The organism is Streptomyces sp. NPDC030814, assembly GCF_055572155.1.
The window spans coordinates 65,878-92,867 of sequence record NZ_JBVIDX010000016.1 but is presented as its reverse complement, the minus strand read 5'-3'; the positions used below and the strand labels follow the sequence as shown (position 1 = coordinate 92,867).

The 26,990-nt window shown below is 70.7% G+C and carries 22 protein-coding genes and 1 pseudogene; 14 read left to right on the top strand and 9 right to left on the bottom strand.

What is annotated here, in order from left to right; translation table 11 throughout:
- Positions 1-31 precede the first annotated feature (31 nt).
- The gene (gene whiG / locus ACZ43N_RS28815) at positions 32-868 is read left to right on the top strand and encodes an RNA polymerase sigma factor WhiG (protein WP_055541821.1); all 837 of its coding nucleotides are present in this window, start codon (positions 32-34) and stop codon (positions 866-868) included.
- A 111-nt stretch (positions 869-979) separates the two neighbouring features.
- A complete protein-coding gene (locus ACZ43N_RS28810) occupies positions 980-1,537 on the top strand; it encodes a TetR/AcrR family transcriptional regulator (RefSeq protein WP_468101756.1) in 558 nt (185 codons plus the stop codon).
- A 275-nt stretch (positions 1,538-1,812) separates the two neighbouring features.
- Here ACZ43N_RS28810 and ACZ43N_RS28805 read toward each other — a convergent pair whose 3' ends face one another.
- Complete coding sequence (locus ACZ43N_RS28805) at positions 1,813-2,343, bottom strand: M23 family metallopeptidase (protein ID WP_468101754.1); 531 nt, start codon at positions 2,341-2,343, stop codon at positions 1,813-1,815.
- Positions 2,344-2,955: 612 nt separating this feature from the next.
- On the opposite strand from ACZ43N_RS28805, the gene rpsB reads away from it, so the two are divergent.
- From rpsB to ACZ43N_RS28775, 6 genes are all read left to right on the top strand, one after another.
- Positions 2,956-3,837 carry a 30S ribosomal protein S2 gene (gene rpsB, locus ACZ43N_RS28800; RefSeq protein ID WP_468101613.1) on the top strand — a complete coding sequence of 294 codons (882 nt, stop codon included), beginning with the start codon at positions 2,956-2,958 and terminating at the stop codon, positions 3,835-3,837.
- A gap of 180 nt (positions 3,838-4,017) precedes the next feature.
- On the top strand, positions 4,018-4,854 hold the full coding sequence (tsf, locus tag ACZ43N_RS28795; protein ID WP_468101612.1) for a translation elongation factor Ts: 837 nt from the start codon (positions 4,018-4,020) through the stop codon (positions 4,852-4,854).
- A 190-nt stretch (positions 4,855-5,044) separates the two neighbouring features.
- Positions 5,045-5,803 (top strand): UMP kinase, encoded by a 759-nt coding sequence (gene pyrH, locus ACZ43N_RS28790; protein WP_055517171.1) that lies wholly within the window; start codon positions 5,045-5,047, stop codon positions 5,801-5,803.
- A 155-nt stretch (positions 5,804-5,958) separates the two neighbouring features.
- Positions 5,959-6,516 carry a ribosome recycling factor gene (gene frr / locus ACZ43N_RS28785; RefSeq protein WP_055517210.1) on the top strand — a complete coding sequence of 186 codons (558 nt, stop codon included), beginning with the start codon at positions 5,959-5,961 and terminating at the stop codon, positions 6,514-6,516.
- Positions 6,516-7,643 (top strand): phosphatidate cytidylyltransferase, encoded by a 1,128-nt coding sequence (locus ACZ43N_RS28780; protein ID WP_468101610.1) that lies wholly within the window; start codon positions 6,516-6,518, stop codon positions 7,641-7,643. Before frr ends, ACZ43N_RS28780 begins: the two co-directional genes overlap by 1 nt.
- 231 nt (positions 7,644-7,874) lie before the next feature.
- Positions 7,875-8,324: an SRPBCC family protein gene (locus tag ACZ43N_RS28775; protein ID WP_468101608.1), complete on the top strand. Its 450-nt coding sequence runs from the start codon at positions 7,875-7,877 to the stop codon at positions 8,322-8,324.
- A gap of 90 nt (positions 8,325-8,414) precedes the next feature.
- Here the strand turns inward: ACZ43N_RS28775 and ACZ43N_RS28770 are convergent, their stop codons facing one another.
- The gene (locus ACZ43N_RS28770) at positions 8,415-11,771 is read right to left on the bottom strand and encodes a S8 family serine peptidase (RefSeq protein WP_468101606.1); all 3,357 of its coding nucleotides are present in this window, start codon (positions 11,769-11,771) and stop codon (positions 8,415-8,417) included.
- 194 nt (positions 11,772-11,965) lie between these two features.
- Here ACZ43N_RS28770 and rlmN point away from each other — a divergent pair, with 194 nt between their 5' ends.
- From rlmN to ACZ43N_RS28745, 5 genes are all read left to right on the top strand, one after another.
- On the top strand, positions 11,966-13,072 hold the full coding sequence (gene rlmN / locus ACZ43N_RS28765; RefSeq protein WP_468101605.1) for a dual-specificity RNA methyltransferase RlmN: 1,107 nt from the start codon (positions 11,966-11,968) through the stop codon (positions 13,070-13,072).
- Positions 13,073-13,374: 302 nt separating this feature from the next.
- Positions 13,375-14,451 (top strand): thiamine ABC transporter substrate-binding protein, encoded by a 1,077-nt coding sequence (locus ACZ43N_RS28760; RefSeq protein WP_468101603.1) that lies wholly within the window; start codon positions 13,375-13,377, stop codon positions 14,449-14,451.
- A complete protein-coding gene (locus tag ACZ43N_RS28755) occupies positions 14,427-16,169 on the top strand; it encodes an ABC transporter permease (protein WP_468101602.1) in 1,743 nt (580 codons plus the stop codon). Before ACZ43N_RS28760 ends, ACZ43N_RS28755 begins: the two co-directional genes overlap by 25 nt.
- Entirely contained in the window at positions 16,169-17,203 is a 1,035-nt protein-coding gene (locus tag ACZ43N_RS28750) for an ABC transporter ATP-binding protein (protein ID WP_468101600.1), read from the top strand. The genes ACZ43N_RS28755 and ACZ43N_RS28750 overlap by 1 nt, the downstream gene beginning before the upstream one ends.
- Before the next feature lie 11 nt (positions 17,204-17,214).
- The gene (locus ACZ43N_RS28745) at positions 17,215-18,030 is read left to right on the top strand and encodes a maleylpyruvate isomerase family mycothiol-dependent enzyme (RefSeq protein ID WP_468101599.1); all 816 of its coding nucleotides are present in this window, start codon (positions 17,215-17,217) and stop codon (positions 18,028-18,030) included.
- An 86-nt stretch (positions 18,031-18,116) separates the two neighbouring features.
- On the opposite strand, the gene ACZ43N_RS28740 is transcribed toward ACZ43N_RS28745, so the two are convergent.
- From ACZ43N_RS28740 to ACZ43N_RS28710, 7 genes and pseudogenes are all read right to left on the bottom strand, one after another.
- Positions 18,117-18,833, bottom strand: coding sequence for an LAETG motif-containing sortase-dependent surface protein (locus ACZ43N_RS28740; protein WP_468101597.1), 717 nt, complete (start codon positions 18,831-18,833; stop codon positions 18,117-18,119).
- A gap of 190 nt (positions 18,834-19,023) precedes the next feature.
- Positions 19,024-20,148 carry an LOG family protein gene (locus ACZ43N_RS28735; RefSeq protein WP_468101595.1) on the bottom strand — a complete coding sequence of 375 codons (1,125 nt, stop codon included), beginning with the start codon at positions 20,146-20,148 and terminating at the stop codon, positions 19,024-19,026.
- Positions 20,149-20,239: 91 nt separating this feature from the next.
- Positions 20,240-20,647 (bottom strand): VOC family protein, encoded by a 408-nt coding sequence (locus tag ACZ43N_RS28730; protein ID WP_468101594.1) that lies wholly within the window; start codon positions 20,645-20,647, stop codon positions 20,240-20,242.
- A 151-nt stretch (positions 20,648-20,798) separates the two neighbouring features.
- The gene (locus tag ACZ43N_RS28725; protein WP_468101592.1) at positions 20,799-22,094 is read right to left on the bottom strand and encodes a hypothetical protein; all 1,296 of its coding nucleotides are present in this window, start codon (positions 22,092-22,094) and stop codon (positions 20,799-20,801) included.
- A 260-nt stretch (positions 22,095-22,354) separates the two neighbouring features.
- Positions 22,355-23,074: pseudogene (locus ACZ43N_RS28720) on the bottom strand (ABC transporter ATP-binding protein); the annotation flags it as partial.
- Positions 23,075-23,264: 190 nt separating this feature from the next.
- Positions 23,265-24,629: an aspartate aminotransferase family protein gene (locus ACZ43N_RS28715; RefSeq protein WP_468101590.1), complete on the bottom strand. Its 1,365-nt coding sequence runs from the start codon at positions 24,627-24,629 to the stop codon at positions 23,265-23,267.
- Between the two features lie 19 nt (positions 24,630-24,648).
- Entirely contained in the window at positions 24,649-25,185 is a 537-nt protein-coding gene (locus ACZ43N_RS28710; protein WP_468101588.1) for an Lrp/AsnC family transcriptional regulator, read from the bottom strand.
- A gap of 178 nt (positions 25,186-25,363) precedes the next feature.
- Here ACZ43N_RS28710 and ACZ43N_RS28705 point away from each other — a divergent pair, with 178 nt between their 5' ends.
- Entirely contained in the window at positions 25,364-26,800 is a 1,437-nt protein-coding gene (locus ACZ43N_RS28705; RefSeq protein WP_468101752.1) for a gamma-aminobutyraldehyde dehydrogenase, read from the top strand.
- Positions 26,801-26,990 lie beyond the last annotated feature (190 nt).

Below are 26,990 nucleotides of genomic sequence, written 5' to 3'. Positions count from 1 at the left end.
CAGTTCACGGCAGAACGGCACAAGGCGACGAATGCCCCAGCACACCTCCGGGTCTGACCGGGCGGCGGTACCGTCCGCCGCTCGCGGCACCGTGCGCCCGCCCGCCCCCTCGACACTCGACGAGCTGTGGCGGACGTACAAGACGACGAACGACGAACGACTGCGCGAGCAGCTGATCCTCCACTACTCACCCTTGGTGAAGTATGTCGCGGGCCGGGTGAGCGTCGGCCTGCCGGCCAACGTCGAGCAGGCGGACTTCGTCTCCTCCGGGGTTTTCGGGCTCATCGACGCGATCGAGAAGTTCGACATCGACCGGGAGATCAAGTTCGAGACGTACGCGATCACCCGGATCCGCGGCGCGATGATCGACGAACTGCGCGCGCTGGACTGGATCCCGCGCTCCGTGCGGCAGAAGGCCCGCAACGTGGAGCGGGCCTACGCCACTCTGGAGTCCCGCCTCAGACGGACCCCGTCCGAGGGGGAGGTGGCCGCCGAGATGGGCATCCCCGTCGACGAACTCCACTCCGTCTTCAGCCAGTTGTCGCTGGCCAACGTGGTGGCACTGGAGGAGTTGCTGCACGTGGGGGGTGAGGGCGGTGACCGGCTGAGTCTGATGGACACGCTGGAGGACACCGCCGCGGACAACCCGGTCGAGGTGGCGGAGGACCGGGAACTGCGGAGGTTTCTGGCGCGGGCCATCAACACGCTGCCCGAGCGGGAGAAGACCGTCGTCACCCTGTACTACTACGAGGGGCTCACCCTCGCCGAGATCGGCAATGTGCTCGGGGTGACCGAGAGCCGGGTGAGCCAGATCCACACGAAGTCGGTGCTGCAGCTGCGGGCGAAGCTGGCGAGTTTCGGCCGTTGAGCCCGAGCGACGGGGGCCGGTGCCGGGGGACGGCCGGTCGGGGGAAGGCACTCCCGTGGGTGGCGGTCCGTCCGTACAGTGGTTGACGTGCCAAGGATTCGAGCGGCCTCCGTGGCCGAGCACCGGTCGATGCAGCGAGCCGCCCTGCTGGACGCGGCGCGGTCCCTGCTGTCCGAGGGGGGAACGGAGGCGTTGACGTTCCCGGCCCTCGCCGAGCGCACGGGGCTGGCGCGGTCGTCCGTCTACGAGTACTTCCGATCCCGGGCAGCCGTGGTCGAGGAGCTGTGCGAGGTCGACTTTCCCCTCTGGGCGGCGGAGGTCGAGGCGGCGATGGCGGCCGTCGACCGGCCCGAGGAGAAGATCGAGGTGTACGTCCGCAAGCAACTGGAGCTGGTCGGGGACCGACGGCACCGGGCTGTCGTGGCGATCTCGGCGAGCGAACTGGACGCGGGTGCCCGGGAGAAGATCCGCGCCGCGCACGGCGGGCTGGTCGCGATGATCGTCGAGGCGCTGGCGGCGTTGGGACAGGCGGAGCCCCGGTTGGCCGCGATGTTGCTCCAGGGCGTGGTCGACGCGGCTGTGCGGCGGATCGAGCTGGGGGCGGCGGAGGAGCCGACCGCCATCACCGACGCGGCGGTCGCGATGGCCTTGCGAGGCGTCCGGGGCTGACCGCGCAGGCCCGCCCGCTGGGATGCCGCCCGGCGTTGCCACCGGACGGGGCCGCTTTCGCCGACCGGCTCGGGGACATGGGCAGCGTCCACTCGCGACCCGGCCGCGCCGAGGGTACGGGCGGGCACTTGCCGTGCCCGGTGTGGCCCGACGGGCCCGGCACTGTGCGGCTGACGGCAGCGGGGTGCGGCGGTGAGCGGCTCCCCTCGATGCCCGCCGTCACCCAGGTCGGCCGGCCGGGCGGGGCCGGGGACGTGCCCTCCTCGTGTGAACCGCTACCCCGGTACCGGGAGCAGGCGGGACGGGCCCTTGCGGAGTAGCCAGGGCGGGAGCAGGAGCAAGGGGTTCAGGTAGGTGTCGGCTCTGCGCAGACCCCAGTGGAGGCAGGCTGTGGGGCAGTGGGAGGGGGAGGCTTCCAGGGTGCCCAGGATGTCTCCCGGGACCACCGCGTCGCCCTTTCGTACGGATGCCCGTACCGGTTCATAGGTCGTCCGGAGGGGCGGGTCGCCCGTGTTCGCCAGTTCGACCGAAATGACTCCTCTGCCCGCCACCCGGCCTGCGAAGGACACCACGCCCGGGGCGACGGCCCGTACAGGGGAACCTGCGGGGGCCGACAGGTCGACCCCCCGATGACCCCGGGCGTAGGCGGTCGGCGGGGGCTCCCAGGCCCGTACCACCAGGGGCCGCAGGCCCACGGGCCATGCCCGGCCGACTGCGGGGACCGTGTCCGCCCCGCCCGCCTCAGCCGCGCCACCGGACGGGCCCGGTGCGGCCGGCACCGCACGCGGCGCCGACATCCAGCCCATGGTCAGCAGCACGGCCAAGAAGCCCGCCAACACCGCCGACCGGCCCGGCCTCCCTCGCCGTAATGCCCCGCCCTGCCGCCCCGCCCTGCCTTGCCCCACCGCCCCACCCGGCCGCAGTCGCCCGCTTGCCGGCACCGACCTGTCCGACCTCGCTCCCCACCTAGTCCGTCCCACCGGTCCCGGCGGGCCCGATCCCCTGGGCGGCACCGATCCGCCCATCCGTCCCGCCCAGCCCACCCCCGTCCGTCCCGCCCGGCCCATCCGTCCTGCCCGGCCCATCCGTCCCGACCGGCCAGGACGCCCCCGGTGAGTTCCTCGCTCGCTTTGCTCGTCAGACATGCCCGAAGCGTCCCCCGAGCGGAGCGATCATGGCTGGGATCTGTGGAGTACTGACCGGTTGTGGATATCGGCGTCACCCGGCGCCTCCCGGGTCCCGTACACTTCTGAAGGCGATCCGGGTCACCGGGTCGACTTCGCACGCCCCGGTACGTGGCCCTCAGCGGTCCGTATCAGCGCCCCTCGGTCCTTAGCGGCAACGGCGCATTGCGGGCGTCAGGCGCGGATGCCGTCCGGTGTCCGCGGCACAACCGAGAAAAATCAAGGAGAACGGCCATGGCCGTCGTCACGATGCGGGAGCTGCTGGAGAGCGGCGTCCACTTCGGTCACCAGACCCGTCGCTGGAACCCGAAGATGAAGCGCTTCATCTTCACCGAGCGCAACGGCATCTACATCATCGACCTGCTCCAGTCGCTGTCGTACATCGACCGTGCCTACGAGTTCGTCAAGGAGACCGTGGCCCACGGCGGCACGGTCATGTTCGTCGGCACGAAGAAGCAGGCGCAGGAGGCCATCGCCGAGCAGGCCACCCGCGTCGGCATGCCCTACGTCAACCAGCGCTGGCTGGGCGGCATGCTCACCAACTTCTCGACCGTCTACAAGCGTCTGCAGCGCCTCAAGGAGCTCGAGCAGATCGACTTCGAGGACGTCGCGTCGTCGGGTCTGACCAAGAAGGAGCTCCTGGTCCTCTCGCGTGAGAAGGCCAAGCTGGAGAAGACCCTCGGCGGTATCCGCGAGATGCAGAAGGTGCCCAGCGCCGTCTGGATCGTGGACACCAAGAAGGAGCACATCGCGGTCGGCGAGGCCCGGAAGCTCAACATCCCGGTCGTCGCCATCCTCGACACCAACTGCGACCCCGACGAGGTCGACTACAAGATCCCGGGCAACGACGACGCGATCCGCTCCGTCACCCTGCTCACCCGTGTGATCGCCGACGCCGTCGCCGAGGGCCTCATCGCCCGTTCCGGCGTCGCCACCGGTGAGAAGGGCGAGAAGGCCGCGGGCGAGCCCCTCGCCGAGTGGGAGCGCGACCTGCTCGAGGGCGAGAAGAAGGCGGAGGAGGCCCCGGCCGCTGCCGAGGCTCCGGCTGAGGCTCCGGCCGAGGCCCCCGCTGAGGCCGCTGCCGAGGCCCCGGCCGCCGAGGCCGAGCAGGCCTGACCCGGTCAGCATCCGTCGTGTTGACGGCGGGAGCGGTGACATGAACTCCGCTCCCGCCGTTCACCCGTAGGTCAGCGCCGAGTCGGAGAGCTGCATCTGGATGGGTACCGACATCCCGATGCGGATCCCGGACCGCGCGGATCTCCGATCTCCCAGACTTCGAGAAAGACTCACAGACTCATGGCGAACTACACCGCCGCCGACGTCAAGAAGCTCCGCGAGCTCACCGGCGCCGGCATGATGGACTGCAAGAAGGCGCTGGACGAGGCCGAGGGCAACGTCGACAAGGCCGTCGAGGCGCTCCGCATCAAGGGCCAGAAGGGCGTCGCCAAGCGTGAGGGCCGCTCCGCCGAGAACGGCGCCGTCGTCTCCCTCATCGCCGACGACAACACCTCCGGTGTCCTGGTCGAGCTGAAGTGCGAGACGGACTTCGTCGCCAAGGGTGACAAGTTCCAGGCCGTGGCGAACGCGATCGCCGCGCACGTCGCCGCGACCTCCCCCGCCGACATCGAGGCCCTGCTCGGCTCCGAGATCGAGGCCGGCAAGACCGTCCAGGCGTTCGTGGACGAGGCCAACGCCAACCTCGGCGAGAAGATCGTCCTGGACCGCTTCGCGCAGTTCGCCGACGGTTTCGTCTACGCCTACATGCACCGCACCATGCCCGACCTGCCCCCGCAGATCGGTGTCCTGGTCGAGCTGGACAAGGCCGACGCCGACCTGGCCAAGGGCGTTGCCCAGCACATCGCCGCCTTCGCGCCGAAGTACCTCTCCAAGGAGGACGTGCCGGCCGAGGTCGTCGAGTCCGAGCGCCGCGTCGCCGAGGAGACCACCCGCGCCGAGGGCAAGCCCGAGGCCGCCCTGCCGAAGATCGTCGAGGGTCGCCTCAACGGCTTCTTCAAGGACGCCACGCTGCTCGGCCAGCCGTACGCGCTCGACAACAAGAAGTCGGTCCAGAAGGTTCTGGACGAGGCCGGTGTCACCCTGAAGCGCTTCACGCGCATCAAGGTCGGCATCTGAGTCCGTACCGCGACGGACGTCCGGTCCCTATAGGGTCGGAAGCAGTCGTTCGCGTACGCCGTCGCACGCGCGCGTGTGACGGACGACAGCAGATCTGACGAGGAGGCCATTGCCGCGCATGGGATGCGAACATCACCCCACCGGCAATGGCCTTCTTCGTATGTGCGACACGTAAAGAGGCGAGATCTCCATGACCACCAAGCCCGAGAAGAGCGACGACGGCAAAGTACACGGCCGGTTTCTGCTGAAGCTGTCCGGAGAGGCGTTCTCCGGGGGCGGTGGCCTCGGCGTCGACCCGGACGTGGTGCACGCCATCGCCCGGGAGATCGCGGCCGTGGTCCGTGACGGCGCGGAGATCGCGGTCGTCATCGGCGGCGGCAACTTCTTCCGCGGCGCCGAACTCCAGCAGCGCGGCATGGACCGGGCCCGCTCCGACTACATGGGCATGCTCGGCACGGTCATGAACTGCCTCGCCCTCCAGGACTTCCTGGAGAAGGAGGGCATCGACAGCCGGGTCCAGACCGCCATCACCATGGGGCAGGTCGCCGAGCCCTACATCCCGCTGCGCGCCGTGCGCCACCTGGAGAAGGGCCGTGTGGTCATCTTCGGCGCCGGTATGGGCATGCCGTACTTCTCCACCGACACCACCGCCGCCCAGCGCGCCCTCGAGATCGACGCCCAGGCGCTGCTGATGGGCAAGAACGGCGTGGACGGGGTCTACGACTCCGACCCCAAGACCAACCCGGACGCGGTCAAGTTCGACTCCCTCGGCTACGGCGAGGTCATCACCCGCGAACTCAAGGTCGCGGACGCCACCGCCATCACGCTCTGCCGCGACAACAAGCTCCCGATCCTCGTGTTCGAGCTTCTCAAGGAGGGCAATATCGCGCGGGCCGTCAAGGGTGAGAAGATCGGCACTCTCGTGGGTGATCAGGGAAGCCGGGCCTGACCGGGTCCTTCCCCTGCCCGGGGGACGGAGCCTGACCGGGGGATGGACAATGTCCTGCCGGTCGGGAACCGTGCAGGAATAAGACGCGACGCAGCCGGCCGCCGACGTGACCAAGTACAGCAGCCGGGCCTACTCAAGACACGCAGGAGCAAGTGGTGATCGAAGAGACCCTCCTCGAGGCCGAGGAGAAGATGGAGAAGGCCGTCGTGGTCGCCAAGGACGACTTCGCCGCGATCCGCACCGGTCGTGCGCACCCGGCGATGTTCAACAAGATCGTGGCCGACTACTACGGTGCGCTGACGCCGATCAACCAGCTGGCTTCGTTCTCCGTGCCGGAGCCGCGCATGGCCGTGGTGACCCCGTTCGACAAGACCGCGCTGCGCAACATCGAGCAGGCGATCCGCGACTCGGACCTGGGCGTCAACCCCAGCAACGACGGCAACATCATCCGCGTGGTGTTCCCCGAGCTCACCGAGGAGCGCCGCCGCGAGTTCATCAAGGTCGCCAAGACCAAGGGTGAGGACGCCAAGGTCTCGATCCGTTCCGTGCGCCGCAAGGCCAAGGACGCCATCGACAAGCTCGTCAAGGACGGCGAGGTCGGCGAGGACGAGGGCCGCCGTGCGGAGAAGGAGCTCGACGACACCACCGCGAAGTACGTCGCCCAGGTGGACGAGCTGCTCAAGCACAAGGAAGCCGAGCTCCTCGAGGTCTGATGAACGACTCTTCCTGGGGAGCGCCGCCACAAGCCGGGTACTGGGCGCCGACCGACCGGGGACCTGTCCAGGGACATGCCCCGGCGGGTCCCCCGTACGATGCGCCTGAGGCCCAGCATCCGATGCAGACTCAGCCCATGCCCATCGTGCCCGACGTACCCGCGCATGGCGGGAACCAGGACGACGACCGGGGGGCCGCTCGGCCAGCCGGCCCCCCGTTCCGCGACGAGACGCCGTCGGCGCACCCCCGAGGGGAGGCGCCGCAGAAGCCGGAGCCCATGCCCGACGCCCCTCAGCCCGCCCCGCAGAAGAAGAGCGCGGGCCGTGACCTGAGCGCCGCCATAGGGGTCGGTGTCGGGCTCGGCGCGGTCATCGTCGCGTCGCTGTTCATCGTCAAGGCCGTCTTCGTCGGCGTGATAGCGGTCGCCGTCGTCGTCGGCCTGTGGGAGCTCACCTCCCGCCTGCAGGAACGCAAGGGCATCAAGGCGCCGCTCGTGCCGCTCGCGGTCGGCGGCGCCGCCATGGTGGTCACCGGGTATGTGCGGGGCCCGGAGGGCGCATGGGTGGCCATGGCGCTGACCGCACTCGCCGTTCTCGTGTGGCGGATGACGGAACCGCCGGACAACTACCTCAAGGACGTCACAGCGGGTGTCTTCGCCGCGTTCTACGTGCCGTTCCTCGCCACGTTCGTCGCACTGATGCTCAGCGCGGACGACGGACCGCAGCGGGTCCTCACCTTCCTGGTGCTGACCGTGGTCAGCGACACGGGCGCGTACGCCGTCGGCTGGCGCTTCGGCAAGCACAAGCTCGCCCCGCGCATCAGCCCGGGCAAGACCCGTGAGGGACTGCTCGGCGCGGTCGCCTTCGCCATGGTCGCGGGCGCTCTGCTCATGCAGTTCGTCATCGACGACGGCACCTGGTGGCAGGGTCTGCTCCTGGGCCTCGCGGTCGCCGGCAGTGCCACCCTCGGTGACCTCGGCGAGTCGATGATCAAGCGGGACCTCGGCATCAAGGACATGGGCACGCTGCTGCCGGGCCACGGCGGGATCATGGACCGGCTGGACTCACTGCTGCCGACGGCTCCGTTGGTCTGGCTGCTGCTGGTGTTGTTCGTGGGTTCCGGCTGACCGGAACGCCCCACGGGTACGCGGTGTACGCGGGCCCCCGACCTGGCGACAGGGCGGGGGCCCTTCGCCGTTCGGAGACCTACCCACGAAACGGGCTGTTCCGGACGCCCGCCGAGGAGCTGTGGTCTTCGCCCTTCTGTCCTCCCCCGTGCGCAGGCCGAGCCGTGGCCGCGCTGCCGGTCGAGTGGGACGATTTTCCCAGGGGGATCAAGCCGAAAGGGGGCGGGCTTCATGTCCGACTTCCGTGAATCGATCGACATCGACCGCCGCCCGGAGGACGTCTGGGCGTATGTCAGTGACCTCTCCCATCTGCCCGAGTGGCAGGAGAGCGCGGTCGCGAGCGAGCCGCTGGACACCGACCCCGTCGGTGTCGGCTCCCGGGTGCGGGTCACCCGGCACTTCGGCCGCCGGAACATTCCGATGACCATGCAGTTCACCGAGTACGAGCCGCCGCGTGCCTGGAGCCTGGAGGGCATCGACGGGCCCGTCCGCACCCATGTGCACGGGGAGATCACCCCGCTCGACGACGGCCGCCGCTCCCGTGTCACCGTCGAGGTCGGCTTCGACGGCCGGGGCATCGGCAAGGTCCTCGTCCCCCTCGTCGTGCGGCCCCAGATCCGCAAGGAGCTGCCGCGCAACGAGATGCATCTGAAGGACCGTCTGGAGCACGCGTCCGCATAGCCGCCCACGGGGCCGGCCCGGCTCCCGTGGTGCGGGAGCCGGGCCGGAGCGGACGGTGCCGCGGGCGACGGTCGCCGCCCCGGAATCACCTCACGGTGCGAGCCGGTAGGCGTTGGTGATCGTCTGGCGTACCGCGTTGCCGCCCTTGTCCCTGAGGTCCACCCGGAAGGTCACAGCCTTGGCGGCCGCCGGATGCTTCACGGTGACCGAGCGCGCCCCCTTCGCGTCGGTCTTCACGGACAGCGTCTTCCAGGTCTTGCCCCCGTTGAAGGAGACCTTCACGGTCAGCGTGGCGACCTGCCCGGCCGCCGCGGCGGCGCCCGTCAGCTTCAGCGGCACGTTGAGGGTGCCGCCCGCAGGGGCGGTCCCGCTCAGGCTCAGCTTCGGCGTGAAACGCACCGTCGACAGCGGCAGCCTCACCGTACGGTTCTGGGCCGGGCGGCCCGACGTGAACGTCCACACCCCTGCCACCTTGGTGCTGGTGGAGGTGTCCGCGGTGGAGCGGCTCGCTTCGACCGTCAGACGGTACGAGGCGGAGGCGGCGGGGACCTCGGCGGTCAGCATGTCCGTCGCCGCGCCCTCGCCGAGGGTCCGCCCGCCGGACTCCAGCCGGGCGAAGCCGCTGGTGACGATCGAGTTTCCGCGGTTGCCGCCGCCGTCGTTGAACAGCGGGATCATGGCGCTGACGTGGTCACCGGTCCGCTCGGCGCCCTGCCCGTCAACCCCCGCAGCAGAGAGGTCGGGGCCGACCACACCGGTGTTGAACCTCAGGGTGTGGCTGGAGCCCGGCTTGTAGGCCACCCGCTCCTTCAGGTACCGCACGCGCGCCTCGCCACGGGCATTGAGCTGCGCGGCCGTCCAGGACCAGCGCACCCCTTCAGTGCTGAGGTAGTGCGTGGTGGACTGCGGCAGCTTCTGCTCCTGTGGCTCCTGGATGCCGATGCTGTTCCCGAGTTCGTCCAGCGGCCTGATGTGGACCCGGCCCTTGGTGCCGGTGACGGAGGCACCGAAGCCCAGCTTGACCTCGGCGACCTCGGCCCGGGTGACCGTACGGTTCAGGCCGGTGAAGAAGCTGCCCTTGCGGTGGAAGGCGAGCCGGTAGTCGACGTTCTTCCCGGCCGCGCCCGGCTTCTTCCACACGCCGTTGAACTGGGCCCGCATCGTGGCGGACGCCGCGCCGAGGGCGGCCGTGCGGATCGGCGGCACCCCGTCGGTGAACCAGTAGTTGCCCGTGCCCAGGGTCTCGTCGTAGTAACCGACGACGGACGTGACGAGCTTCGCGGCTTTGTCCGGTGCCTTCACGGCGAGGGGCTTGGCCTTGCGGGAGTCGAGGGTGACCGTCAGGTCCTTGTTCATCTCCAGCACCGGCTGCACGAAGAAGCCCAGCTCGTTGTCCTCCGCGAAGACCAGGCTCTCCAGGTGGTAGGAGCCCTTGCGCAGCCGCTGGACCACCGTGCCGTTCGGGCGGCTCGGCAGCTCCACGTAGCCGCCGTCCCCGTCTCGGCGGGTGATCATCGTCGAGTAGGTGTCCGCGTTCGCCCCGTCGGCGTCGATGTGCCGCACGGTGACGTCGTACGACTCCACCTCGCGCTCGACCACCAGACCGGTGCGTACCTGCTGGCCGTCTCCCGACGCCAGCACGGTGCCGCCGAACACGCCGTCGACGGTGCCCTTGCGGGTGTCGGCGGTGACGGTGGTCTTCGCGGTACCGCCGGCCGGAACAGTGAGCTGGGCGTCGTTGACTTTGAACATGTCGGCGGGGGCGGGGCCGCCCGACGGATCGGTCCCCGTGACGGTCAGCTTCAGGGTGACGGCCCGGGTGCCGTAGTTGCGGTAGGCGAGGGTCTTGACGACCGGCTTGTCGTCGGAGTGCGGCCAGGACTGCAGGCCGAAGCCGAGGGAGCCGGGCTCGGAGACCGTGTGGGCCCTGGCGGCGCGCTCCAGGTCGACCCGGCCCGCGCCCTGCTGGTGGGCGTGCAGCCGCGGGTGAGGCTCGGCCGAGCCGGTCAGGAGCGACTTCAGCCGGGCCCCGCTCCAGTCCGGGTGCTGCTGGAGCACCAGGGCGGCGGCGCCCGCGACGTGCGGGGCGGCCATCGACGTGCCGGTCTGCGCGACGTAACCCTCACTGGAGGGCTGTTCGCTCTGCGTGGTCAGGGCGGCGGTGATCTCGACGCCCGGGCCGGTGATGTCCGGCTTGGGCGTGCCGTCGAGGTTCGGGCCCCGGCCGGAGAAGTCGGCGATCTGGTCCTGCTTGTCGACGGCACCGACGGTGAGCGCCGCGGCGGCGCTGCCGGGCGACTGGACGGTGCCGGGTCCGTCCGCGCCCTTGTTGCCCGCGGCCACCACGAACAGGGCCCTGCCGGAGAGCCGGGCGACGGCAGCCTCCATCGGGTCGACCCCCGGTTCGTCCAGGGCGCCCAGACTCATGTTGACGACCTGCGCGCCCTGGTCCACGGCCCACTGCATGCCGGCGACGATGCCGGAGACGTCGCCGTAGCCGTCGTCGCCCAGGACCTTGCCGTCGAGCACCCTCACTTCGGGCGCCACGCCCTTGTAGCGGCCGCCGGACTTCGCGCCGCTGCCGGCCACGATGGAGGCCACGTGCGTACCGTGCCCGTAGCGGTCCCTGACGTCGGGGGAGCCGCTGAAGTTCTTCTGTGCGATCTCGACGCCCTTGAGGTCCGCGTGGGTCTGGTCGACACCCGAGTCCAGGACCGCCACCTTGACGCCCTTGCCGGTGTAGCCGGACTTCCACATGGCGGGCGCGCCGATCTGGGGCACGCTCTCGGCGAGGGCGGCCCGGACCCTCGCGTCCAGCCAGACATGGGCGAGGGGCCGCTCGTGAGTGGCCGAGCCGCCTGCCGTGCGGGCCGGGGAGCGGCCGGTCACGGCCGCCCACAGCGCCGGGGCATCGGCCTTGGGCGCCTCGAAGGACTCACCGCCGACGGCGGGCAGCGCACGCCGCTCCCGGACGGCCACGCCTGCGAACGGGTCGTCGGCGTCGGCGGGGGCCTTCGCCCCCGTGCTCTTCCGGTAGCCGACGATCAGCGGCAGCGTGCCGCGGCGCGCGTCGTCGTATCCGTCCTCGACCAGCCGCCGGACGTCGAAGAGCCGCCGGTCGAGCAGTCCGTCGGCGATCGGACGCAGGGCGTCCTGCGGGACGACATAGGTGTGACCGGCCGCGCGCCGCACGGAGAAGCCGATCTTCTCGCGGCCCTTGCCGCGCATCAGTTCGACGACCTGGCCGTCGGAACCGACGGCCACACGGTCGCCGGTGATCAATGTGACGGTCGCCGCCGGCCCGGCCCCGGCCTTCGCCTCCGTGGTGGTCCCGGCCCCGTCCGGCGCGGCGGAGGCGGCGGCCGGCGCCGGCTGCCCGGCGTCCGCCGACACCGCCCCCGTGACCATGGCCCCGGCCACGGCAGCGGCCAGCACCACCGGTCTCATGCGTAATGCGGATCCCACTCGCGTCCCCCCGTTCCCGTGTGCGTTCTCCGGTATCACGCCCCAGGGAGGTGTTCGGTTCTCGGTGCACGCACACCCGTGCGAGGGGGAACGGCGGGAGCGGGAGACTCAGAGGCCGCGGAGGCCGGACCTCCGGCCGCCGGGCACCCGAGTCGATCTGCGACACTGGGTGGGTTATGCCTGCACCCGGAGAACTCACTTTCGTCGCCCCCCGCGGAGCCAAGAAGCCGCCGCGGCACCTTGCCGATCTCACGCCCGCCGAGCGCAAGGACGCGGTGGCGGCGATCGGGGAGAAGCCGTTTCGTGCCAAGCAGCTCTCGCAGCACTACTTCGCGCGGTACGCGCACGACCCGGAGCAGTGGACCGACATCCCCGCCGGTGCGCGCACCAAGCTCCAGGAGGCGCTGCTTCCGGAGCTGATGACGGTCGTACGGCATCTGTCGACGGACCAGGACACCACCCGCAAGACGCTGTGGCGGCTGTTCGACGGGACGCTCGTCGAGTCGGTGCTGATGCGGTACCCGGACCGGGTCACCATGTGCATCAGCTCGCAGGCCGGGTGCGGGATGAACTGCCCCTTCTGCGCCACCGGGCAGGCCGGGCTGGACCGGAATCTGTCCACCGCCGAGATCGTCCACCAGATCGTGGACGGGATGCGGGCGCTGCGGGACGGGGAGATCCCCGGTGGGCCCGCTCGGCTCTCCAACATCGTCTTCATGGGGATGGGCGAGCCGCTGGCGAACTACAACCGGGTCGTCGGTGCCATCCGGCGGCTCACCGATTCGGAGCCGGACGGGCTCGGGCTCTCGCAGCGTGGGATCACCGTGTCGACGGTCGGGCTGGTGCCGGCCATCCACCGGTTCGCCGACGAGGGCTTCAAATGCCGGCTCGCGATCTCGCTGCACGCCCCGGACGACGAGCTGCGCGACACCCTCGTACCGGTCAACACCCGGTGGAAGGTGCGCGAGGTCCTCGACGCCGGATGGGAGTACACAGCGAAGTCCGGGCGGCGGCTGTCCATCGAGTACGCGCTGATCCGGGACATCAACGACCAGGCGTGGCGTGGTGACCGGCTGGGCCGGCTGCTCAAGGGCAGGCCGGTGCACGTCAACCTCATCCCGCTGAACCCGACGCCCGGCTCGAAGTGGACCGCGTCGCGGCCCGAGGACGAGAAGGCTTTCGTGGAGGCCATCGCCGCCCACGGGGTACCGGTGACCATCCGGGACACCCGGGGTCAGGAGATCGACGGGGCCTGCGGCCAGCTCGCGGCCACCGAGCGGTAGCAAGGCCCGTACCAGCCGGGTCACGACGCCGGGCAGCAGCCGTCGGCCCAACCCCCACCACCCAGGAGTCGGAATCCGGCCACGGGGTAGTGTGACCTTCGTACACATCTGCATATTCCGACAGGGGAGCGCCACAGCGCTGAGAGTGCGGCATCCAGGCCGCAGACCCTCTGAACCTCGCCCAGGTCATTCTGGGTAGGAAGTTCGGTCTTCACTCAAGCTGTTGCGCCCTGCCCGGGAACCCGCCAAGGGAGTCCCGGGCAGGGCCGCGTCTCTTCCTGGTCACCCCCAGGAGGACATCAGTGCACATCAGAACGTTCGTCGCCGCGGCCGTCGGCCTCGGCCTCGTCACGCTGTCCGCGTGCGGTTCGTCGTCGGACGGCACCGGATCGGGCGGCTCCAAGACGGTCACGCTTGTCAGCCACGGCTCCTTCGGTTACTCCAAGGACGTGCTGAAGGCGTTCGAGAAGGAGTCCGGCTACAAGGTCAAGGTCCTCAAGAGCGGCGACGCGGGCCAGGCCGTCAACCAGGCGATCCTGACCAAGGACAACCCGCAGGGCGACGTCTTCTTCGGCGTCGACAACACCCTGCTGTCCCGCGCGCTCGACAACGGGCTCTTCCAGTCGTACGAGGCGAAGGGCCTCGACAAGGTCGGCGCCGCGTACCAGCTCGACAAGGACGAGCACCGGGTCACGCCGATCGACTCCGGTGACATCTGCGTCAACTACGACAAGGCGTACTTCAGCGGGAAGAAGATCGAGCCGCCGCAGTCGTTCGACGACCTGATCAAGCCCGAGTACAAGAACCTGCTCGTCACCGAGAACGCCTCCACCTCCTCGCCCGGCCTCGGATTCGTCCTCGGCACGGCCGCGAAGTACGGCGACGACGGCTGGCAGGCGTACTGGAAGAAGCTCAAGGCCAACGGCGTCAAGGTCGTCGACGGCTGGGAGCAGGCCTACTACCAGGAGTTCTCCGGCTCCGCCGACGGCAAGAAGGCCGGTGGCGACCGGCCGCTCGTCGTGTCGTACGCCTCCTCGCCGCCCGCCGAGGTCATCTACGCCAAGCCGCGTCCGAAGACCGCGCCCACCGGCGTCGCCACCGGCACCTGCTTCCGGCAGATCGAGTTCGCGGGGCTGCTGAGCAACGCGCGGAACGCCGAGGGCGGCAAGGCGCTCATCGACTTCCTGATCTCGAAGAGGTTCCAGGAGGACATGCCGCTCAACATGTTCGTGTACCCGGTCGTCGACGGCGCGTCCGTGCCCGCCGATTTCGCCGAGTACGGCCCCGCCGCGAAGGACCCGGAGACCATGGAGCCGGCGAAGATCGCCGAGAACCGTGACGAGTGGGTCAAGTCATGGACCTCGCTCGTACTGAAGTAGCGAAGAAGCCTCCCGGGACGGCGAACGCCGTGCCCCGGCGGGTGGCCCGTAGGGGGAGCGCGGCGCGGCTCGGGCTGATGGCCCTGCCTGTCGCGTTCTTCGGGGTGTTCTTCGCCTACCCCGTCGCGGCGATCGTCGTGCGGGGACTGAAGGCCGGCGACCGCGGCGGAAGCTGGCAGTTCGGGCGGATGGCTGAGGTACTGGGGGACTCCGGGATCCGTCACGTGCTGTGGTTCACCACCTGGCAGGCGCTCGTCTCGACCGCCCTCACCCTGCTGATCGCGCTCCCCGGCGCGTATGTGTTCGCGCGCTTCGCATTCAGGGGCAAGGACATCCTGCGGGCGGTCGTGACCGTACCGTTCGTGCTGCCCACCGTGGTCGTCGGTACGGCGTTCCTCGCGCTGGTCGGGCGTGGTGGGCTGCTCGACGAGCTGTGGGGCGTACGGCTGGACACCACCGTGTGGGCGATCCTGCTCGCACATGTGTTCTTCAACTACGCGGTCGTCGTACGGACGGTCGGCGGGCTGTGGGCGCAGCTCGACCCGCGGCAGGAGGAGGCCGCGCGCATGCTGGGGGCGTCCCCGCTCGCGGCCTGGCGGAAGGTGACCCTGCCGGCTCTCGCGCCCGCCGTGGCCGCCGCCGCCCTGATGGTGTTCCTCTTCACCTTCACCTCGTTCGGGGTGGTGCAGATCCTCGGCGGGCCGACCTTCTCCACGCTCGAAGTGGAGATCTACCGGCAGACCTCGGAGATCTTCGACCTGACGACGGCAGCCGTGCTGACGCTCGTGCAGTTCGTCGCGGTCGGGCTGATCCTCGCCGTGCACGCCTGGACGGTGCGGCGGCGGGAGGCCGCGCTGCGTCTGGTCGACGCGTCGCTCACGGCACGGCGGCCCCGCGGGGGCGGGCAGTGGGCGCTGCTCGCCGGGGTCCTCGCCACGGTGGTCGTGCTGATCCTGCTGCCGCTGGGCGTGCTGGTCCAGCGGTCGCTCGACGCCCCCGGGTTCGGCTACTACAAGGCGTTGACCAGCGACGACAGTGGGGTCTTCCTGGTGGCGCCGATCGAGGCGATCGGAAACTCGCTCACCTACGCGTGCGCCGCGACCGCCCTCGCCGTCCTCGTGGGCGGGCTCGCGGCGACAGCCCTCACCCTGCGCTCCCGCCCCCGCGGGAACGGCGGAACCCCCGTCACCGACCGTCTCGTCCGGGGCTTCGACGCACTGCTCATGCTGCCGCTCGGGGTGTCCGCCGTGACCGTCGGCTTCGGCTTCCTGATCGCGCTGGACGAACCGCCGCTCGACCTGCGCAGCTCCTGGATTCTGGTGCCCCTCGCCCAGGCCCTGGTCGGCGTCCCCTTCGTCGTACGGACCCTGCTGCCCGTGCTGCGGGCGGTGGACGATCGGCTGCGGGAGGCGGCGGCCGTGCTCGGGGCGTCGCCGTGGCGGGTGTGGCGAGAGGTCGACCTGCCGCTCGTACGGCGGGCGCTGCTGATCGCGGCCGGGTTCGCCTTCGCCGTCTCGCTCGGTGAGTTCGGGGCGACCGTGTTCATCGCGCGCGCCGACAACCCGACCCTGCCGGTCGCCGTGGCCCGGCTGCTCGGGCGGCCCGGCGACCTCAACTACGGTCAGGCCATGGCTCTTTCGACGATTCTGATGGTGGTGTGCGCGGTGGCCCTGCTGGTGCTGGAGCGCCTCCGCACCGACGGCACGGGGGAGTTCTGATGTTGCTGAGGATCGAGGACGCGACCGTACGGTTCGACGGGCGGCCCGTGCTCGACGGGGTCGATCTGGACATGGCCGAGCACGAGATCGTGTGCGTGCTGGGGCCGAGCGGCAGCGGCAAGTCGACCCTGCTGCGGGTGGTCGCAGGGCTCCAGCCGCTCGACGCCGGAAGGGTGTCACTGGACGGGCGCGACCAGTCGGGCGTGCCGGCACACAAGCGCGGGGTCGGCCTGATGTTCCAGGACCATCAGCTCTTCCCCCAGCGGGACGTCGCCGGCAACGTCGCCTTCGGGCCGCGGATGCACGGCGCCGCCAAGGACGAACGTGCCGCCCTTGTGGGGGAGTTGCTGGAGCTGGTCGGACTCCCCGGGGCCGCGCGCCGCCGGGTCGGGGAGCTGTCCGGTGGTGAGCAGCAGCGGGTCGCGCTGGCCCGGGCCCTCGCGCCACGCCCCCGGCTGCTCATGCTCGACGAGCCCCTCGGCCAGCTGGACCGCTCGCTGCGCGAGCGGCTGGTCGTCGAACTCCGCGAGCTGTTCGCGGAGTTGGGTACGACCGTGCTGGCGGTCACGCACGATCAGGGGGAGGCTTTCGCGCTGGCCGACCGGGTCGTGGTGATGCGGGACGGGCGGATCGCCCAGTCCGGTACGCCCCTGGAAGTGTGGCAGCGGCCGGCGGACGAGTTCGTGGCCCGCTTCCTCGGCTTCGACAACGTGGTCGACGCGACGGTGACCGGGCAGGCCGCCGACACCCCCTGGGGCAAGGTGCCGGTGCCCGAGGCCTCGCGGCAGGGGCCGGGCACACTGCTGGTGCGGCCCGCCGGTGTACGGCTGGTCGACGCCGCCGAAGGGCTGCGCTGCATCGTGGCCGCGCGTACCTTCCGGGGCACCCATGTCGCCGTCCACCTCCAGCCCGAGGGCGCCCCGCGCCTGGAGGCGGCGTGCGCGCTGCGGGACGCGCCGGAACCCGGCGACCGGGTCGGCGTGGCCTTCGACGCCGCTGAAATCCTTGTGCTCGGTGACGGCCCGCCCGCATAAGGTCCGGAATCATGACGCTGCGTACACAAGAGCCCCAGGACCGTCATGACCGCTACTGCGCCGAGATCGACCGCCAGGTGAGGCAGTTGAGGGACGTCGTGACCTCCGGTGCGGACCTGTCGGCGACCGTGCCGACCTGCCCCGACTGGTCGCTGGAAGAGCTCGTCCGGCACACCGGCGGTGCCCTGCGCTGGGTCGAACTCACCGTACGGACCCGGGCGGAGGAAGAGGTGCCCGAGGAGCGGGTGCCGCTGTACGACGGCCCCGGGAAGCGGGGGGACCCGGCCGCCCTGGACGCCTGGCTCGCTCAGTCCGGTCAGGCGCTCCTCGCCACGCTGCGGGAGGCCGGGCCCCGGGCGCCGGTGTGGACCTGGGGCTGGGAGCGGTCCGCCGGGTTCTGGGCCCGCCGGATGACCCATGAGCTGGTCGTCCACCGGGCCGACGCGACGCTCGCCGCCGGGCTGCCGTTCGAGGTGGCGCCGGAGATCGCCGCCGACGCGATCGACGAGTGGCTGGAGATCGTCGAGTTCGCCCAGCGGACCATGCCGCACGACGCGGCCAATGAACTGCGCGGCCCCGGCCGCAGCATCCACCTCCACGCCACGGACACCGCCGCCGGGGTGACGGCCGAGTGGTTCGTCGAGCTGACCGAGGAGGGCGTGCTCTGGCGGCGGGGACACGAGAAGGCGACCGTCGTGCTGCGGGGCCCGCTCACCGACGTGCTGCTGGCCTTCTACCGCCGACTGCCGCCGGACGGCGGGCGGCTGGAGGTCCTGGGGGACCGGGAACTGCTGGACTTCTGGCTGGAGCGGGCGACCTTCGGGTGAGCCTGAGCCGTCGATGTCAGCACCCCGACACGCGTGCGGCCCGCCCCCTCAGCGAGGAGCGCGGGCCGCCGCCCGTACGAGCACGGTCAGCGCATGGAGGATCCGCGACGCCGCATGCTGTAGTGCACGGCACCGGCGCCGAGGGCGACCAGGGCCGCCGCGATGGCGGCTGTGGGACCGGTGTGGGAGTCGGCGCCGGTCTCCGCGAGGTTGGAGTCGCCCTCGGAGGACGGGACGTTGTTGTTGCCGCTCGAACCCGCGGGCGTGTCGCTCTCCGAGGCCGCCGGGGTGGGGGACTTGCCGGCCTTGGCGGGCTCCTTCTCCACGGGCTTGCCGGGTTTGCCGGGGTTCGCGGGTTTGCCGGGCTTCTCCGTCTTCCCGGAGGCGGCGGGCGGGGTGTCGGCCTGTTTGCAGGACTCGTCGGGCGTGACCAGGATCGGCAGGTCCTCGTCGACGTACTCGTCCGCCGCGATGTGGATGCGGTACTCGGCCTTCGGCTTCCACTTCTCGTCGAAGGTGACGGTCACACCCTCGGCGGTCGAGTCCTCGATGACCTGGGTGCCGACCTTGCGCAGGTCGGCACCGTTGTTCTCCAGGTAGACGGTGACCTCGGCCGGGACGCCCAGCGGGTCCACGTCGGTCACGCGGATGACGCCCTTGTCGCCGTCGCACTCCGCCACGGCGGAGAAGTCCTTGATGCTGGAGGCCATGGCGTTGCCCGCGACGCCGACCACGAGTGCGGCGGAAGCGGAGGCGACACCGAGACGACGCGCTGCTCGCGCGATTCGGGGAGATGTGGACACGTTTGCCCTTCACGGGGAGCACAGGGGGGTGGGGGTGACGGAGGCGCCGCGGGTGGAGCGGCTTCCCCATGTGCCTCACAGGTTTATAAGCGTGCCATAAGTACTGTCAATCCGAAGAAGCGTCCGAGCCGTTGGCTTTGCTCAGTGATGAACAGCCCCCACCGCCACTCCCGTTCCGCCATGCGCCCCCTCATCCCCGGAGCTGCTCCAACGCCTCCGGGACGTCCTCGATCCGGTCGACCAGGGCGATGCGGGACTCCATGGAGCGGCCACGGGCCAGGGAACGGAGGAGGGGCCAGGTGGGGAGTCTCTCCGTCCAGTGGGTGCGGTCGACGAGGACCATCGGGGTGGGTTCGCCACGGGACTCGTAGTAGTTGGGGGTGGCGTTGTCGAAGATTTCCTGCACGGTGCCGGCGGCGCCGGGAAGGAAGACGACGCCGTTGTCGCAGCGGGCGAGGAGGCCGTCCTCACGGGTGGCGTTGGCGAAGTACTTGGCGATGTGGGAGGCGAACGGGTTGGGCGGCTCATGGCCGTAGAACCAGGTGGGGATGCCCACGGAGGTGCCGCCCTTGGGCCAGCGGGCGCGCACCTCGAATGCGGCGCCCGCCCAGTCGGTGATCGACGGTGTGAACCTCGGTGCCTTCGCCAGCAGTTGCTGGGCCTCCGCGAGCATCTCGTCGTCGTACGGGGCGGCGTAGGCGCCGAGGTTGGCGGCCTCCATCGCGCCCGGGCCGCCGCCGGTGGCGACCGTGAGACCGGATCGGGCGAGGCTCCGGCCGAGGCGGGCGGCGCCCTCGTACGCCTCGGTGCCACGGGCCATCGCGTGGCCGCCCATCACCCCCACCACCCGTGCGCCCACGAGGAGTTCGTCGAGCGCGTCGGAGACGGAGTCGTCATGGACGGCGCGCAGTGTGGAGGCGAAGACGTCCCGGTCGGCCTTGGTCCGCTGGAACCAGGCGTACGAGCGGGCGTCCGGTGTCGCCTCGTAACCGCCGTCCGACAGGGACGCGAAGAGTTCATCGGGGGAGTAGAGCAGACCGCGGTACGGGTCGAAGGGCAGATCCGGTATGGGCGGGAAGACCATGGCGCCGTCCGCGCGGATCTTCGCCGCCGCGTCGTCGCGCATCGGGCAGCCGAGGAAGACGGCGCCCGCCGTGTCGGTGGCGAGCAGTTCGCGCGTACGGTCCGTCAGGTCGACGGCCTGGACGCGGTATCCGGAGAGGGTGCCGCGTGCCGAGACGGTCGCGTCGAACTCCTCGATCGTCTCGATCTCGCGGTCGTTGTGGTGGGCCGCATGGGCGGGCATCGTCTGCACCCGCCCATGCTAGGCACCCTGCCGGTGGAGCTCCGCGGTGTCACGGCGATCCACCGCGAGCCACCCGGGGACGCGGTCATACCGCCGGGAATCAGCCCTCGATGACATCGGGGTTCATCCACACGACCTCCCAGGTGTGGCCGTCGAGGTCGTCGAAGGCGCGGCCGTACATGAAGTCCATGTCCTGGACCTTCTCCGACGCCGTACCGCCGGCGGCGACCGCCTTCTCCACCAACTCGTCCACCTTCTCGCGGCTCTCGGCGCTCAGACACAGCAGCACCTCGCTGGTCCGGGTGGCGTCCGCGATCTCCTTCTTGGTGAAGGTCGCGTAGAACGGCTTGGTCAGCAGCATCGCCACGATGGTGTCGCTGATCACGACCGAGGCGGCGTTCTCGTCGCTGAACTGGGGGTTGATCGAGTACCCGAGTTCCGTGAAGAACTTCTTGGAGGCGTCGAGGTCGTTCACGGGCAGGTTCACGAAGATCATTTGCTGGTACATGCGAGTCTCTCCCGTAGGCGTCGGTCGGTCCGTCGTGGGCTTCGGTCCGTTCGCATGGGTAGACCGGGGCCCTCCGCGGAACTCATCGCCGGTCCCGGATTTTTTTCGTACGAGTTCTCCGGCCGCCCTCGAAGCCGCCGCGGGACGCAGGTCAGGAGGCCAGCGGATGTGCCGCGAGCTCCGCGACCGTCCAGGTGAGCGGGCCGAAGACAGCGAGCAGAGCGCCCGCCCGGAGCAGGGCCGCCCGGCGGGGCAGCGCGGCGGGCGCCCCCAGTCGCAGCAGCGCGGCCGTGGTGTCGGCGTGCGCCTGCCGGGCCTCGATGGCGGCCGTGGCGAGGGTGAGGACGGTGCAGCCCGCCACGACGGCGGCGCCCAGCAGGGTGAGCGGACCGACCGCGGGGCGTGCGCCGGGGGTGGACAGCGTCGCCATGGCGTACGTGCCGGAGGCCACCGCGCACACCACGCCCAGCGGACGCCCGATCCGCCGGGCCTCCGCCTGCAGGACCCGCCCGGACAGCAGCCGCAACGCCCCCGGCCGTACGGCCTGGAGCAGCCGGCCGGTGAGGTGGGTGAGCCCGGGCCCGGAGAGGACCAGCCCCAGCGCGGTCAGCAGCCAGCCGCCGAGTACCCCGGCGGGGCTGTCGGCGAAGCCGCCGGGGAGGGTGAGGGGTGAGCCGGCGCCGGACTGCCCGGCGTAGGTCTCGGCGGCGATGCCGACGGCGAGCACGGCGATGCCCCACGGCAGGCCGCCGGGCGCGGGGCGCGGGGCCGGTGGCTGCAGGGACTCGGCGGTCGCGGCGGCCTCCTCCTCGGGCTGGGGCTCCGGCTCCTCCTCGAACCTCGTCGCACCCGCCGGTTCCAGCACCTGGCGGCGGCGGGTGTCGAAGGTGTCGTACGCCATGAAGCGCGTGCTGGGGCCGACGGCGCGGGGCCGGATGCCGTGGGGGCGCAGGACCAGAGCCGTGGTCACGGAGGCCGCGGCCGGGACCAGGGCGAGGAGGGTGAGGGCCGCCGGGAGGGGCAGGGGGCGGTCGGCGGCGAGGGCGTCGGCGGCGGAGCCGTCGAAGGGCATGCCGGTGAGATCGCCTCGCAGATGGAGGAAGAAGAGCAGGGCGAGCAGGGAGCCGAGGGTGGTGGACAGGGCGGTCGTCACGGCGGAGACGGCCATGAGCCGGACGGGGCCGAGGCCGATGGCGGAGAGGCCGGGGCGTGGCCGGGTGCCGGGGTCGGTGCGGGCGACCGCCACCGCGAAGTGGACCGTGGCGGCGGCGGGCGCGAGGCACCAGAGCAGTCGGAGCAGCGAGCCGGAGGGTGCGTGCTGATGGGACAGGGCGTGCCCCAGCGCGCACAGCAGCAGGAAACCCGTGCCGCCGGAGGCCGCGACGACCAGCAACCGGCGGAGCTGGACGACCGGGTGGGCCCGGCGGGCTAGGCGGAGAGCGAGCACGCGGCCCGGCCTCCTCCCTCGGCGGTGGACGGGCGGTCCCCTGGGCCGGAGCTGCCGTCCCCCTCGGCGGCGGCCGGCCCATCGCCTTCGACGGCGACCGGTTCCCCGCCGTGGGCGGCGACGGGCTTCCCGGCTTCGGTGGCGGGCCGCCCTCCGGCCCCGGCGGTGTGCCGGGTTCCGCCGACGGCGGCGGCGAGGCGCTCGTCCTCGTAGGGGGTCCGGGCGTCTCCCCGTGCGGGGGGCCGGGCCGCACGGCGCACAGCGGTCCGGGCTGCGCCGTGGGCGGCGGACGGGAGGTGCACGGTCCTCACGCACCGGCCGTCCAGCAGGGTCACCGAGCGGTCGGCGAGGGCGGCGGTCTCCGGGTCGTAGGTGGCGAGGACGACCGTGATGTCGTGGGAGCGGGCCGCCGTGATGAGAGTGCGCAGGACATGGGAGCGCTCGGCGCGATGCAGCGAGGCGGTCGGCTCGTCGGCGAAGAGCACGGTCGGCGCGGCGACCAGGGCGCGGGCGACGACCACCCGCTGCCGCTCGGCCTGCAGCAGAGCGTGCGGCCGTTTGCGGGCCGCGTCGCGGATGTCGAGGCGCTCCAGCCACTCCAGCGCGGCGGACTTGGCGGCCCGGCGGCCCGTGCCGCGCAGCATCAGCGGCAGAGCGGTGTTCTCCCAGACGTTCAGCTCGGGGACGAGCGCGGGCTCCGGGTCGATCCAGCCGAAGCGGTCACGGCGCAGCCGCTCGCGTGAGACCGCCCCCATGGTGTGCACCGGGACGCTGTTGAACCACACCTCGCCCTTCAGGGGCCGCAGCTGTCCGGACAGACAGCGCAGGAGCGTGGTCTTGCCGCTGCCGCGTGGACCGGTCACGGCGACGATCTCGCCCACCCGTACGCTCATCGACACGCCTTGGAGCGCGGGCGAGCCGTCGTGCGCGTAGGTGAGACCGCGTGCCCAGAGCACGTCGTTGTCCGGCGGGGCCTCCATGGGCGTACACCTCGGTTCGGATCAGGAATTGCCGTGGGGAGTCCCCGTCCGGGGGAACGAAAGCAGGGCTGATCGGTTACCAGGCACGCTAGGCACGACGGGTGGCGGGGCCCGACGGCACGCGGCCCGGGACGCCCCCATCTCACTCGTACGGGGGCATCCCGGGCCGTCGAGGCGCCGGACGGGCGGTTTACAGCAGGGTCCACGCCTCCGTCAGCGTGGCGCGCAGGATCTGCTCGATCTCGTCGAAGGTCGACTGGTCGGAGATCAGCGGCGGGGCGAGCTGGACGACCGGGTCGCCCCTGTCGTCGGCGCGGCAGTACAGGCCGTTCTCGAACAGCTTCTTCGACAGGAAGCCGTAGAGGATCCGCTCGGTCTCGTCCGCGTCGAAGCTCTCCTTCGTCGTCTTGTCCTTGACCAGCTCGATTCCGTAGAAGTAGCCGTTGCCGCGGACGTCGCCGACGATCGGCAGGTCGTGGAGCTTCTCCAGCGTCGAGCGGAACGCCCCCTCGTTGTCGAGGACGTGCTGGTTGAGGCCCTCGCGCTCGAACAGGTCGAGGTTGGCGAGGCCGACCGCCGCGGAGACCGGGTGGCCGCCGAACGTGTAGCCGTGCAGGAAGGTGTTGTCGCCCTTGTAGAAGGGCTCGGCTATGCGGTCGGAGATCACGCAGGCGCCGATCGGGGAGTAGCCCGAGGTCATGCCCTTGGCGCAGGTGATCATGTCCGGGACGTAGCCGAACTTGTCGCAGGCGAACATGGTGCCGAGCCGGCCGAAGGCGCAGATGACCTCGTCGGAGACGAGCAGTACGTCGTACTGGTCGCAGATCTCGCGGACCCGCTGGAAGTAGCCGGGCGGCGGCGGGAAGCAGCCTCCGGCGTTCTGCACCGGCTCCAGGAAGACGGCCGCGACCGTCTCCGGGCCCTCGAAGAGGATCTGCTGCTCGATCTGGTCGGCGGCCCAGCGGCCGAATGCCTCGGGGTCGTCGCCGAAGAGCGGGGCGCGGTAGATGTTGGTGTTCGGGACCTTGTGCGCGCCGGGGACCAGCGGCTCGAACGGGGCCTTGAGACCGGGCAGGCCGGTGATCGACAGGGCGCCCTGCGGGGTGCCGTGGTAGGCGACCGCGCGGGAGATGACCTTGTACTTGGTCGGCTTGCCGACGAGCTTGAAGTACTGCTTGGCGAGCTTCCAGGCGGTCTCGACCGCCTCGCCGCCGCCGGTGGTGAAGAAGACCTTGTTCAGGTCGCCGGGGGCATGGTGGGCGAGGCGTTCGGCCAGCTCGACGGCCTTCGGGTGGGCGTAGGACCACACCGGGAAGAAGGCCAGCTCCTGCGCCTGCTTGAGCGCTGTCTCCGCGAGCTCGGTGCGGCCGTGGCCCGCCTGGACCACGAAGAGACCGGCGAGACCGTCGAGGTACCGCTTGCCCTTGTCGTCGTAGATGTACGTGCCCTCGCCCCGGACGATGGTGGGGACCGGGGTGTTCTCGTACGACGACATGCGGGTGAAGTGCATCCACAGGTGGTCGTACGCGGTCTTGCTGAGGTCCTTGGGGCTCACGGTTATCGCGTCCTCACGGTTATCGGGTTCCCCACATGTAGGTCTGCTTCTTGAGCTTGAGGTAGACGAAGCTCTCGGTGGAGCGCACGCCGGGCAGGGTCCGGATGCGTTTGTTGATCACCTCGAGGAGGTGGTCGTCGTCCTCGCAGACGACCTCCACCATGAGGTCGAACGAGCCCGCGGTGATCACGATGTACTCGACCTCAGACATGGCCGTCAGCGCGTCCGCGACCGGATCGAGGTCACCGTCGACATTGATGCCGAGCATCGCCTGCCGCCGGAAGCCCACGGTGAGCGGGTCGGTGACGGCGACGATCTGCATCACGCCCTGGTCCAGCAGCTTCTGGACGCGCTGGCGCACGGCCGCCTCGGAGAGGCCGACGGCCTTGCCGATCGCGGCGTACGGCCGGCGGCCGTCCTCCTGCAGCTGCTCGACGATGGCGAGGGAGACGGCGTCCAACTGGGGAGTGCCGTTCCTGGGCTCCTTGGAGTCCCTCCTGGGCTCCCTGGAGTCTCTCTGCTCTGCGCTTCGACTGGCCACGAGCTCACTCTGCACGAGGTATCGACAGTTCCGCAAGGCCGGATCGATGAAATTCGTTGTTTACTGTGCTGTAGCTTGCGGATTTCGCAGCAAGTCTGGTGTCGGGGGTGTTGAAAACGTCGGGCGGCGGATTAGGGTGGTGTCTCAAAGGATGGACACCACCATCTGGAACCCACATCTGGAGGGCACGGCAGTGAGCACCGAGCTGCGTCGTCTGCGTAACTACATCGACGGGGAGTTCCGCGACGCGGTCGACGGACGGACCACCGAGGTGGTCAACCCCGCGACCGGCGAGGCCTACGCGACCGCGCCCCTGTCCGGCGAGGCCGACGTCGACGCGGCCATGGCCGCCGCCGCGGCCGCGTTCCCCGGCTGGAGGGACACCACCCCGGCCGAGCGCCAGAAGGCCCTGCTCAAGATCGCGGACGCGTTCGAGGAGCGGGCCGAGGAGCTCATCGCGGCCGAGGTGGAGAACACCGGCAAGCCGATCGGGCTCACGCGGTCCGAGGAGATCCCGCCGATGGTCGACCAGATCCGCTTCTTCGCGGGTGCGGCCCGGATGCTGGAGGGCCGCTCGGCCGGCGAGTACATGGAGGGCATGACCTCCATCGTCCGCCGCGAGCCGGTCGGTGTCTGCGCCCAGGTCGCGCCCTGGAACTACCCGATGATGATGGCCGTGTGGAAGTTCGCCCCGGCGATCGCCGCGGGCAACACGGTCGTCCTGAAGCCGTCGGACACCACGCCGGCGTCGACCGTCCTGATGGCCGAGATCATCGGGGCGATCCTCCCGAAGGGCGTCTTCAACGTCATCACCGGTGACCGTGACACGGGCCGCCTGATGGTCGAGCACCCGGTGCCCGCCATGGCGTCCATCACCGGTTCGGTACGGGCGGGCATGCAGGTCGCCGAGTCCGCGTCCAAGGACCTCAAGCGGGTCCACCTGGAGCTGGGCGGCAAGGCGCCGGTCGTCGTCTTCGAGGACACCGACATCGCCAAGGCCGTCGAGGACATCTCCGTGGCGGGCTTCTTCAACGCCGGGCAGGACTGTACGGCGGCCACGCGGGTGCTGGTGCAGGAGTCGATCCACGACGAGTTCGTGACCGCGCTGGCCAAGGCCGCCGCCGACACGAAGACCGGGCAGCCGGACGACGAGGACGTGCTGTTCGGGCCGCTGAACAACCCCAACCAGCTCAAGCAGGTCTCCGGGTTCATCGAGCGGCTGCCGGCGCACGCACGTGTGGAGGCCGGGGGCAAGCAGGTCGGTGACAAGGGCTACTTCTTCGCGCCGACCGTCGTCTCCGGGCTGAAGCAGGACGACGAGATCATTCAGAAGGAGGTCTTCGGTCCGGTCATCACGGTGCAGTCGTTCACCGACGAGGCCCAGGCCGTCGAGTGGGCGAACGGCGTCGAGTACGCCCTCGCGTCGTCGGTGTGGACGAAGGACCACGGGCGGGCGATGCGGATGTCCAAGGCACTGGACTTCGGGTGCGTGTGGATCAACACCCACATTCCGCTGGTCGCGGAGATGCCGCACGGCGGGTTCAAGAAGTCCGGCTACGGCAAGGACCTCTCGGGCTACGGGTTCGACGACTACACGCGGATCAAGCACGTGATGACGTCGCTGGACTGAGAGGCGGAGGGCCGGCCGGTTCCCGTTCCGGGGACCGCCGGTCCGTAGGTCGGCGCGGGTTCGTCGACGGTTGCGGGCGCGTGGTGGCCCGTCGCGCGTTCCCCGCGCCCCCTTTTGGTGCTTTGCGGCCCACAGTGCTTGCAAGCAGCCCGTGTTACAGCGGGTCGAGGTCGGGCGGCATGCCGCGGTG

What these genes read in the sequence shown, in the direction of transcription:
- whiG (WP_055541821.1), top strand. Translation starts at nt 32, where the DNA reads ATGCCCCAGCACACCTCCGGGTCTGACCGGGCGGCGGTACCGTCCGCC.
- ACZ43N_RS28805 (WP_468101754.1), bottom strand. Translation starts at nt 2,343, where the DNA reads ATGGGCTGGATGTCGGCGCCGCGTGCGGTGCCGGCCGCACCGGGCCCG.
- rpsB (WP_468101613.1), top strand. Translation starts at nt 2,956, where the DNA reads ATGGCCGTCGTCACGATGCGGGAGCTGCTGGAGAGCGGCGTCCACTTC.
- tsf (WP_468101612.1), top strand. Translation starts at nt 4,018, where the DNA reads ATGGCGAACTACACCGCCGCCGACGTCAAGAAGCTCCGCGAGCTCACC.
- pyrH (WP_055517171.1), top strand. Translation starts at nt 5,045, where the DNA reads ATGACCACCAAGCCCGAGAAGAGCGACGACGGCAAAGTACACGGCCGG.
- ACZ43N_RS28780 (WP_468101610.1), top strand. Translation starts at nt 6,516, where the DNA reads ATGAACGACTCTTCCTGGGGAGCGCCGCCACAAGCCGGGTACTGGGCG.
- ACZ43N_RS28775 (WP_468101608.1), top strand. Translation starts at nt 7,875, where the DNA reads ATGTCCGACTTCCGTGAATCGATCGACATCGACCGCCGCCCGGAGGAC.
- ACZ43N_RS28770 (WP_468101606.1), bottom strand. Translation starts at nt 11,771, where the DNA reads ATGAGACCGGTGGTGCTGGCCGCTGCCGTGGCCGGGGCCATGGTCACG.
- rlmN (WP_468101605.1), top strand. Translation starts at nt 11,966, where the DNA reads ATGCCTGCACCCGGAGAACTCACTTTCGTCGCCCCCCGCGGAGCCAAG.
- ACZ43N_RS28755 (WP_468101602.1), top strand. Translation starts at nt 14,427, where the DNA reads ATGGACCTCGCTCGTACTGAAGTAGCGAAGAAGCCTCCCGGGACGGCG.
- ACZ43N_RS28750 (WP_468101600.1), top strand. Translation starts at nt 16,169, where the DNA reads ATGTTGCTGAGGATCGAGGACGCGACCGTACGGTTCGACGGGCGGCCC.
- ACZ43N_RS28745 (WP_468101599.1), top strand. Translation starts at nt 17,215, where the DNA reads ATGACGCTGCGTACACAAGAGCCCCAGGACCGTCATGACCGCTACTGC.
- ACZ43N_RS28730 (WP_468101594.1), bottom strand. Translation starts at nt 20,647, where the DNA reads ATGTACCAGCAAATGATCTTCGTGAACCTGCCCGTGAACGACCTCGAC.